6 protein-coding genes and 3 pseudogenes are annotated in these 10,470 nt (G+C 52.1%); 3 read left to right on the top strand and 6 right to left on the bottom strand.

What is annotated here, in order from left to right; translation table 11 throughout:
- Window positions 1-13: 13 nt before the first annotated feature.
- A pseudogene (locus AD949_RS02295) lies at window positions 14-1,090 on the top strand (IS3 family transposase).
- 33 nt (window positions 1,091-1,123) lie between these two features.
- Here AD949_RS02295 and AD949_RS14475 read toward each other — a convergent pair.
- The 4 genes and pseudogenes from AD949_RS14475 to AD949_RS02270 all read right to left on the bottom strand — a co-directional run.
- Window positions 1,124-1,794: pseudogene (locus tag AD949_RS14475) on the bottom strand (IS3 family transposase); the annotation flags it as partial.
- 120 nt (window positions 1,795-1,914) lie between these two features.
- Window positions 1,915-2,241: a winged helix-turn-helix domain-containing protein gene (locus AD949_RS02280; RefSeq protein ID WP_048835014.1), complete on the bottom strand. Its 327-nt coding sequence runs from the start codon at window positions 2,239-2,241 to the stop codon at window positions 1,915-1,917.
- Window positions 2,242-2,264: 23 nt separating this feature from the next.
- Complete coding sequence (locus AD949_RS02275; RefSeq protein WP_048834938.1) at window positions 2,265-2,888, bottom strand: hypothetical protein; 624 nt, start codon at window positions 2,886-2,888, stop codon at window positions 2,265-2,267.
- A 37-nt stretch (window positions 2,889-2,925) separates the two neighbouring features.
- The gene (locus tag AD949_RS02270; RefSeq protein ID WP_141325393.1) at window positions 2,926-3,405 is read right to left on the bottom strand and encodes an alpha/beta fold hydrolase; all 480 of its coding nucleotides are present in this window, start codon (window positions 3,403-3,405) and stop codon (window positions 2,926-2,928) included.
- Between the two features lie 1,093 nt (window positions 3,406-4,498).
- Between AD949_RS02270 and AD949_RS02265 the strand changes: the two genes are divergently transcribed.
- Window positions 4,499-5,230, top strand: coding sequence for a hypothetical protein (locus AD949_RS02265; RefSeq protein WP_048834940.1), 732 nt, complete (start codon window positions 4,499-4,501; stop codon window positions 5,228-5,230).
- Between the two features lie 578 nt (window positions 5,231-5,808).
- Here AD949_RS02265 and AD949_RS02255 read toward each other — a convergent pair.
- Window positions 5,809-7,707: a toll/interleukin-1 receptor domain-containing protein gene (locus AD949_RS02255; protein ID WP_048834942.1), complete on the bottom strand. Its 1,899-nt coding sequence runs from the start codon at window positions 7,705-7,707 to the stop codon at window positions 5,809-5,811.
- Between the two features lie 49 nt (window positions 7,708-7,756).
- A complete protein-coding gene (locus AD949_RS13985; protein ID WP_048834943.1) occupies window positions 7,757-9,685 on the bottom strand; it encodes a hypothetical protein in 1,929 nt (642 codons plus the stop codon).
- A 306-nt stretch (window positions 9,686-9,991) separates the two neighbouring features.
- Between AD949_RS13985 and AD949_RS14770 the strand changes: the two are divergent.
- Window positions 9,992-10,463, top strand: a pseudogene (locus AD949_RS14770) (IS481 family transposase); the annotation flags it as partial.
- Window positions 10,464-10,470 lie beyond the last annotated feature (7 nt).

Raw genomic sequence — 10,470 nt, 5'->3', positions numbered from 1 at the left:
AGGATACGGACGAATGAAACGCAGTCGTTTTACGGAAGAGCAGATCATAGGGATCCTGAAGGAACAGGAGGCTGGTCTGAAAGTCTCTGATCTATGCCGCAAACACGGGATCAGTGACGCGACGTTTTACAAATGGAAGACCCGTTATGGTGGCCTTGAGGTATCCGAGGCCAAACGGTTGAAGGCGCTGGAAGATGAGAACAGCCGGCTGAAACGTCTTCTGGCGGATGCGATGCTGGATAATGCTGCGCTGAAGGAAATTGTTGGAAAAAAGTGGTGACGCCTGTCGCCAAGCGGCAGGCGGTCCGACACATTCAGGAGGCTCCGGAGTTGAGTGAGCGTCGCGCCTATGCGCTTGTTGGTCTTTCCAGACGTGTTGCGCGGTATGTTTCCATCCGGGCAGATGATGCCGCCCTGCGCCAGCGCCTGCGGGATCTGGCGGGCCAGAGGCGTCGCTTTGGCTATCGCCGCGTGGGCTATCTTCTTGCGCGGGAAGGGTTCAGCCCCAATCACAAGAAGCTGTTCCGCCTTTACCAGAAGGAAGGTCTGAAAGTCCGCCATCGGAGTGGCTGCAAGAGGGCGCTGGAGCCTGGATTTTGTCTCCGATGCCCTGATCTGTGGTCGCCGGTTCCGCATTCTGGCTGTTATCAACGATTTCAGTCACAAGAATCTGGCATTGGTTGCCGACACGTCCTTGTCAGGGGGACGTGTAGCGCGGGAATTGACGCCCCTGGTGGAACGCTATGGCAAACCCCTCATGATTGTCAGCGATAACGGGATGGAGTTCACATCCCATGCCATCCTGAAATGGGCCGCTGATATGCAGATCGAGAGGCACTACATTGCCCCTGGGAAACCGCAGCAAAACGGCTTTGTCGAAAGCTTCAATGGCCGATTGAGGGATGAATGTCTCAACGAAACGCTGTTCACGTCCCTGACGCAGGTCCGCCAGATTCTGGCTGACTGGCGGGAAGACTACAATACGGTGCGTCCCCATTCCCAACTGGATGGCAGAACACCGGATCAGGCCCCCGAGACACTTGTCATCCCATCACCCTCAAGTCATAAAAAACGGGAACTCTCCTTTTGACTGGATACAAAAAAGGGAGCACGTCAACGCTGTCCATTTCTGGTTCAGCGCTGATGCTGAAAAATCCTGCCCCAGAAGGTTGGGTTCAATACTGTGCTTGTGCGAACTGTTCGTGGTCACCTTGAAGCGTCGTGTCCTGACAACACGAATGGCATTCTCGCGCATCAGACGTCCAACGCGACGATGCCCGACAGACAGACCAGCAGCCCTGAGTTCCTCTGTCATGCGGGGGCGACCGTAGCTTCGTCTGCTCTGCGCGTGAATGGCGCGGATATGGATCATCAGACTATCATCCTGTCTTTTGCGGGCACAGACCGGGCGTCGTCGCCAGGCCCTGAAACCCCGGTCGCTGACGCCAAAAAGGCGGCAGACCCTTTCGCGTGAAAGTGGCCCATGATAGCGAGCGATAAAGGCAAACCTCACGACCTTTGGCTCGCGAAGAACTGCGTCGCCTTTTTTAAGAGTTCCCTCTCCTCCTGCAGCAGAAGATTCTCACGGCGTAATCTTTCATTCTCACGCAATAACGCCGTATGATCTGTTGTGTCAGTGACTACAGTATCAAGCTTTTGCGCGTCGCAGATCCATTTCTTCAACGTCGAGGAGCCGATACCCAGATCCTGGGCAATACGCTCACGCGATAGACCGCCGCTCAGAGCTAAACGCACCGCCTCGTGCCTGAACTCAGCTTTATAAACTCGTCCCATTCCACGTCTCCTTCATGACCATCTTCGGTCTTAAAGGTCCGGAACTAAACCGGGACACGTCCATCCCTGCTCTCTACCGCCGAGTTGCCATGCACCAAGCTTCTATCTCTCCAGCGCTATCTAACTTTCATCAAGTTGATCTCTTATTCCATCCTCGTCGCGTAGCAAAACACGCATGGCGTCGAGATACTGCAGGAATGCCACGCGGCCGGTCTCGGTAAGAGCGATGCTCGTCAGAGGCTTACGACCGACAAAGGTCTTCTCTTGAACGATATAGCCAGCGTCCTCGAGCTTGCGCAGATGCGTCGAGAGATTGCCATCGGTCAGCGAAAGAAAGTCCCGCAACGCCTTGAATTCGATCCCGCCCCGCGCGACGAGCAATGTCATGATCCCCAGACGCACGCGTCCGTGGATGACTTCGTTTATACGAGCAATGTCGAAAGGCATGTTCAAGGCCGTCGGTGCCCGGTTCACGACACGCGTGCCCCTTTGCGCACCATCCACCAGCCGGGAACAACCAGTAACAGCACCAGCACACCCCCGTAGACGAAGAACGTTTCGGGTCTTCCAGATACAAAGGCCAGAAGGATTGCTGCAGCCAACGACCCGATGGCCATCAAGCGCATCCATCCCTGGCGAGAGATCAATCCCGTTGCGGTCCAGCCTGCGCCGTAGACGGCAAGAATGATTGACGGCAAAACCGTCCATGGCACCGGCGTTTCCAGCCGCCACGTCAGAATAGCGCAGCAGAGAAACAGAACGCCCATCGCCTGCCCCATGCCCGTCCAGACCGTTGAGATAGCATGGTTGATCGTAGCCGTGGCCCCCGCGATGTGCGTCTCACATCGGCTCAGCCACCACAGGATAGGACCCCATGCGATCGTGGACGCGATCCATGTCCACAGTATGGCGCGCGTGGCGAGCGGTGTGCCGACCAGTGACAACCCCCAGGTCAGAAAACTTGCCACGGCGTAGACGAGGCCCGCGGCAAGAAAATAGGGCCCGCAGGTCAACTGCGGGTGGCGCCCGGCTTCGGCTAGGGTACGCAGGAACGCGAGGTCGTCGCGGGAAAAATTCGAGTCTAAAATAAGCATGAACGTCTCTCTCGATTTAGCGGGAGCGGGATTGCAATCAAGGGGCAAGAAATTTGTCGACCGCTGCTGCAAATACGTCGAACTGATCGATCATAATGAAATGCCGACTCGCATCGATCCGCTGGAAGGTCATGCCCTGCAGGGCCGCGTACTGAGCGTGATAGAAGCTATCTGTCGAGGCAGCAGTCATCCCTGATACCGAATCCCATGGATACAATAGAGTCACCGGTAATTTGATTTTTGCGATCGTCTGACGCAAATCAGTCGTCATATCGTCATACATTGCTTGCGCAACGACACGATGATCGGATGCTGCTGAAGCCCGGGTCACGACGGCGGCCGGAGCACCAGCCGTACGGACCATCATTGGCGTCATTCTCACTGCGCCGGCGGCATACACCGCCTGACTTTCCTTGACCATCGCCTCGCGCATGCCCGTCGCGCGAGACCGGATCGCTTCAACATCGGACGCGCCAAAAATGGCGCCGAAGAAGGGCAACGAGTCTACGATCATCAACCGACGGACGTCGGCGGCATGACCGAGGGCCAGTTCCAGCCCGATGAGCCCCCCCCATCGAATGTCCGATCACAGCGATCGGACCAAGATGGTTCGATGCGATATCGTCATGCACTGCTTCTGTCACGGGCGTGATGACAGGGCCATTGGCATTTGTCTCTGCTGGCCAGCCCGCAAACCCCAGCACTTGCACGACGTGGACGCGATAGTGCGTAGCGAGGCGGGCACAGTCGGATCCCAGACATGTGCTGACGAAGCCAATTATGGAATGAGTAGAATATCGTTTCCTTTTCCCTCGCTTGTCACCGAAATCCTATGATCGATGATAACCGCTGACCCCGCGAACGCCGGTGACTCGACACCGATCGCACCGACCACAACCAGCGCGGCGCGCTTCAGCAGTCCGAATGAATCACGCATGCAAATGAATCACGCATGCATTTGGTATCCTCTGTCTTGGTGCCGGGGCACGTGTTTTCCGTCGGTGGATTATTCTCACAAATAACTTTGAAATTCAAAGTTATTTGTGTAGATATTTTCTTCACCAAATGAATATTGGGCCATCTGCGCTTGGGAGGATCAGCAGACCTTGCACAAACGCTCCGGGTTGGGCGCAGACCAATCCTTGCGCGCTATTTTGCCTTGCCCGCCATGAGGAAACGCAGATTGCCTTCCCTGAGTCTGGCATGAAGGCGTAAGCAGACTGTCCCCTTACAAAAATATCGATACAATCTTTAACATAATTAAAGATACTTTTCGCATTAATAAGGAATATTCGCCTAATTAAGGGAATTAATAACGTGCTGAAATATCGGAGTATTGACTAACTTAAATTAAGGGATTTCGACAGGTTTGTTGTCGAAAACCAGAAAATAATGATAATCCGCTGCTGATTGCCGTTTTTGTCGCCGAAAAAACCACTTAATCGCGATAAAAATGCAGAAGACGATGATAAAAATCCACTGATTGATGATAAATAGGCACAAGAGACTACAAGCCAAACGGTGCGGTGACAATCTGTCGCTCCCATGCCCTCATCTTACGATGCAGCCAGCGCACATGGGGTCTCTGACGTCATTAGAAGGGTTAATTCATGGGGTATGATGTTGAGATTACGCGCAACCCGCTTTTTTCAAGAAAGCCAGGTCCCAAGATCACGCTCGACGAGTGGTTCGACATGATCAGACGCGATTCAGAACTCAAGTTCTTCATTTCGGCGGACGCCGCGGATTACGGCGTCGACACGGCGCTCTGGACCGCCCATCCCAATGGTGAGGAGAGCGACTCCGCTCTCTGGTGCTTTGATGGACGGATCGTTGCAAAATATCCCGACGAACCTCTCATCCGCAAGATGGTGATGCTGGCGGCCCGTCTCGACGCGGATGTCGTCGGAGATAACGGAGAATATTACGAGTTGGACGAAGGAGGCGCGCTTGTCTCCGGCGAGATCGAGACCCTGCCTGCATCCAAGGAGCAACAGAGTCTTATACGGCTTGGATCGATCCTTTATGGAGGCGGCAGCGCGAAATGCGACGTTTTCCTAACTCGTATTCAGGAGGCGAGCTACGATTCAACGACCAGACTAGTACCGACCGCTTTTGCGATGAAACTTAACTACTATAGCTGGTATCTTGGGTTCATAACGGCGATAAACGAGAACAGGACTAAAGACGGGGCATCGCTTATTCAATTTGGCAATGCTGCCGAAAGACGCGCCCGCGATATCGACTTTCTGATTGCATATAGCGAGAAGCACCCCGATCAGACATTTTATCACGCCGTCTGTGCCCTCGTGCATTATTACAAGGATAATCCGGCCTCTTGAAGGTTGCTCATCTTCTTTCCCGTAAAGCCATGGTGCCGAGTATCTCCGCCATGACGATGGGACAAGGGTAGAAATCAGAATAGTCTCATTCTGAAAACGGACATACCTCGCCACCCTATCGCCGACATAAACGCTATAGAAATAAGATCTTAAATTTCACTTGCTGTTTTTATCATTAATTAGTGAATTTTTCTGGTCTAAATAGAACATTATCTATATTGAATGGATTCATAAATCACTGATAAATCAGTATTCTAATTATCATTATCTTCTGGTTTTCGACATTCACTCCATGTCCGCCTCGGGAGGGGAGACCCGAAGGTCGGCTTATCGCGGAAAATAGCGCTTCTTCAGACGTTCTAATTTCCATACCGTCAGCGGCATAACGTGCCAGCAATGCTATCGAGTTGTCGGTCATAAGATGCGCGTTCTGCCGCGCCCAGAAATGCTTGATTGCGCTTGAGGGTGTTCGCATTCGTATAAACACCCTCAACCTTGCGCCACAGACGATCGGCCAGTCGTTGTGAAATGCGGTGCGCCTTGCGGGCGGTGCCAATGTCCGCCTGTAGTGCTAGACCTTAATGCAGTTCGCGCAGCTTTTTCATCATCTGGCCACTCTGGAATGAGTTACTTAGCGGCGCTACCAACTGCGCAACTTCTTCGGGACTTGGTGGCCGTATGTTGGGGAGAAGCAACTCCAAGCCTTGTTCATAATAACCTTCCGTCTGTTGCAGCAGCACCTGCACATCGGCAGCAGACATTTTCTTTGGCATAAAGGCCTGTAAATCCCTCAGGACTTCACAACGCTGTCCTTGGGAAGTATTCCCAATTAACGCAAGCAAAGAAGCCTGAGATTGCGGTTTTTCTAGATTGGGCCGTATAGTAGAAACTGCGTTTGTCCAGTATCCATCCATCCCTTCCAGAACAGCTACAACCTCTGTACCCTGCAACCCTTTTTTCATATGATATGCAACGGCTTTCAGCGCCGAGCTACGGTTACCCTGCTCTGTGCCTTCCAGAAGACTGGCTATATCCGAGGGGGCAACATCTCTTTCCAGTCGCCGTGCAATGAACTCGATCCCGGAACTTCTGAAACCATCCAGACCATCAAGCAATTTATTAATTTCCGCTACTGTCATGGTTTCTGGCATAGCAACAGAAAGTGCTTTCAGGCCCTGAAAACGGTTGCCCTGCTGTGTCCCTCCCAGCAGGCGCGCAAGATCAGCTGGAGTCTGCGGCTTAGTCAGCTTGGAGGCAATTTTTTCCAGCGTCTGGGTCCAGTAACCATCGGTGCCACGGAGAACCCGCAAAGCCTGTTCCGCCGTCAGTTGTATCTGGATATGGTCGTTCAATTTGTTGATAGCCTGAAAACGATTGCCCTGTTCCAGACTGCCCAGCAGGGCAATGACGTCATCCCCTCCGATGGACTCTGGCAGATACTGATCCAGTTCCTCAATACAGTTTTCACGAAAGTTATCGGTCGATTGAAGAAAGGACAACGCGACTGATACGGGGATGGGGGCTTGTACGGACTGCACCAGCATACGGATGATCTGGGCCCTGCTTCCTTCCCGTGTACCATGAAGAAGCTGTATCACCTGAGCATAGGATAGTTTGCCATCACTGTCCGTCAGTCCTTTTTCAATGGCGGAAACACGCATATTCGGGTCTATGCTGGCCAACTGCTTTACCAGAGGAGCAAGATCAGTATTGTCCTGCTGTACAGGCTGAGCCGCAACCGATTTTGTAGGAACAGGCGCAGAAATAGGTGCGGGTGTTTCAGTCGGTGATGATGGGACCTCCTCTTTTTTTACTGTAGAGGGTTCAAATGTCGATTTGGATTTTTCTGAAACAGACGTCGACAGCACCTGATTCTGAGGTAAAGAAAGATGTGTTGCTTTGAGAGTGTCAGGCGCAACTGGTATATTGGAAGAAAGCGAGGCGACAGGCACACTCGAAGGTTTATGTAGAACAACGGAAGCGCCAATTCCTGCCGCAATAACAACAGCCGCGCTGCCGCCCAAAAACAGTATGCGTGTATTCCGTTTGTTTGTGGATGTTCCCATCTCCACTATTGGCAATCCTGCTTGCCGCCGCAGGGCATCACACAGTCGATCCAGCGCATCTCCGTAATTATGGAACAGGTCAATGAACTGCGCATTTGTCATCTGGTATTCAAAAGCGCCGGTTGGCAGAATATCTTCAATTCGGGCCGGAATAACCGGCTTATTTCGCAAACTGGCAAGAGCCAGCTCTTTAGCTATTTCCTTTGAACGATTGGCGTTTCCACTAAATAGCAGCAACATGGCAACGGACTGGTCCATAGCCTTCACAATAGCACTTTGATAATCCTCACCGGGCAGGATGTCCCGACAGCTCATCCAACATTTCAAACCACGCTTTTCAATGTCGTTTACAAGCTTTTTTGCAAAATCCTCATCTTTTGAAGAATAACTAAGGAAAACAATACCATTCATACTCTTTAGCCTATCTGTGATCTGTAATAATGCGGTTAAAAGGAAAAATTCAACCCATTTTAGCCGTGATCGGACGACTGCGATGCGCCTGAATCCATGTTGCATTTTCTGCCAGAGATTCTTTTCCAAGCGTGATCATAAGCGCCTTCCATTCATCGTTCAGCACGGTGCGCTCTACCTCATGAGCCTGCGCTAGCGCCTGCCTGATTCCACGCGCCTGATGGGAGGCCTGCTCAAAAACACTTGCTGCCTGATCATATGCGTGAATATGTTCCTCTAGCAGGCGCATTTCCTGAAATGTCAGGAAAAACACTATTATGGCAGGCAGCACACCAATTAGCACAGACGGGAGTTCACGCAGGGATTCCGGCACGCTATCCAGAAGCGCCCCTCCACACACAAGCTGCGCAACCGCTAACGTGCCGATACACAGACACAACGCTCCTATAGTGATATGAATCATCAGCTTGAGGCGCTGGGCTATTTTTTCATACGAGAAAAGACGATCCCGGAAATACTCTCTTTGACCATTTATCCAAGCATGAGTAATGGCTTTGTACTGAACTTGTTTGGGCATCAGAGCCGCGGCTATCGCCCACAGAGAAGGACCACGCAAGGCTAGACGAATCCATCCAAGTTCCCCTTCATGCTGGCGCAGATAGTTATCTGACACAGACAGGGGGAGTTGGGATGCCGACCAGTAGAACTGTACCCGAAGTGCTTCGGCAAGAGCACGGTGATCTTGATATAATTCCTGCCATTTTCCCGGTTTTACACGCAGGTTGTAGTACAGAAATGCCAACCCAAGCACTCCCGCGTAGGCCAGCAAAAGGCTCACTGGTTTTCCGTATTCGCAATAGGTTTCAAATAGAGACACACCGGTCGGGATAGTTAGAGCGAACCAGAACAGCGCCCCCAGTTGCTTGCGACCCGCCGCCCGTGCGCGTGGCCACATGCCCGGCACCCAGTCTCCCAGAAGTTTCTGCTGCGAGATGAAAGAGAGCGTATCGGTTTGCCCGAAAAGTATTCTAACGCGTTCAAGATCGGGGGGACTTTCCGCTTCAAGCCCAAGATAGACACCATTGGCCATGCAGAGTCTGGCCTGCTCCCGACCCGTACGTTGCAGGGCAGCACTCGCCTCAATAACTGTATCCAAATCCTTTGGTGCCAGCAGCCGGACTGTACGTTCCCACTCTGCAAGTGTCTGCCCGGATGGAAGGGTTTGCCAGCAATATCCCACATCATGTTTCGTGCGTTTGTCTGATCCGGCTCCTGAAGGCATATCGCTCCACCAGCGGGCCATACCTGCGCTCTTTGGTTCTGGGTTTTCATCCGTTACGCGCGGGGTATGGAGATGCAGCACCGGACCACACCGTGCCATATCTAGGCGCGGAAGACGCTCAGCAAATAGCGGGCTACCTTTCACACTGGCGGAGGAAACCTCCACATATTCGCCTTTGGTACGAATGGCCACGGTATGCGCCGTCCCGCCGCGCCCTTCTCGCCGTGAGCGACCCGGTCGCTGGTCGGCTGGGTCATGATCTTCCCCATTCCAGAGAGCAAGCAGGATGTGGCTTTGCCGACTTAGCAGAATGGCAAGTTGTTCATACTGTAATACATCTTCTGCCGCCTGCTCACCCGGTGCGGCCTGAATAAAAGGTAAAGTAAACCGCAAGCTGACTGTGTCACTGTCATAAAGGCGGTCAAATCGCTCACGAGCTAATGGTTCCATGGTCTTACGATATGTTGCTACCGGCATGGGCAGTACACACACTAAAGGGATACCCAATTGGACCGCAATGTCAGCCACTTCCTGATCCGCCCCTTCAGCCAAGGCTGTCAAAACCTGAAGGTGGGCCGGATAGAGCGCCAGCAAGGCATTCAATACACAGGCAATATGCTCCCGCAAGGAAGGTAGCGCTTGCGGATGAATATTGCGGTGCCCTGAAACACCAACCAGAATGGGAAGAGCTGTCATGCAGGCTATTCTTTCCTCAAATTATAGTCACAGGCGCCAATGACACGCATGGTGATGTTTGCCTTTTGTTTGTTACCATTCAAAAGGAGATATCACAGTTTTTATGGCTTGGAGCTGATGGGAAGGCAAGGGTCAAGTGTCGATGTCGTGTTGCTCAATCGTCGTAAAAATGGTATTAGAATCATGCTTCTGATCAACAAGCAGACACTTAACGCCAGACGCGAACGATCCGCGAGTGGAACAGACATGGTTAAGACGCTTCCCAAGACCGCAGCATCTAAAACCGAGACAATATCCGCGCATCCTGAAAATACCGGACTGAACAGGCTTACTTCCGACTTAAAGACCGGGTCTGTTGGAGGACAGGGAGCATTCCGGGATTACAATACCGGTTATGTCTATATCGATGTGAAACATCCACCAAAACTCCAGACAACAGATGGAGAAGGATGGCAACGTCTTCTGTACGCCGCCATCGATCGTTGCTCCAATTCAGTGCATCCGGCTGTCTATAGTGGCGAAAATGCAGTTGGTTTCCTTAAATCCGCAAAAGCCATTTTCTCTTTCTGGATTACCCATATTCTGATCGATCGTGGTCCCTGTTTTACCACGGACACCTTCGAAAAAGCCTGCTGTGGCATGACGATTGAGCGGCACATTAACGTCGTGGCTTGAAAAACATCCTGTATCCCGTAACCTTGATTACTTCACACCAGCCAATCGTGACATCATGAAACTGGCAGATCAAATCCTCGATTACGCCGATGATGTATCATAGCCTGACA

Origin of the sequence: Acetobacter orleanensis (assembly GCF_001581005.1) — a bacterium.
Classification (GTDB): domain Bacteria; phylum Pseudomonadota; class Alphaproteobacteria; order Acetobacterales; family Acetobacteraceae; genus Acetobacter; species Acetobacter orleanensis.
This window is presented reverse-complemented; position numbering and strand designations above follow the sequence as displayed.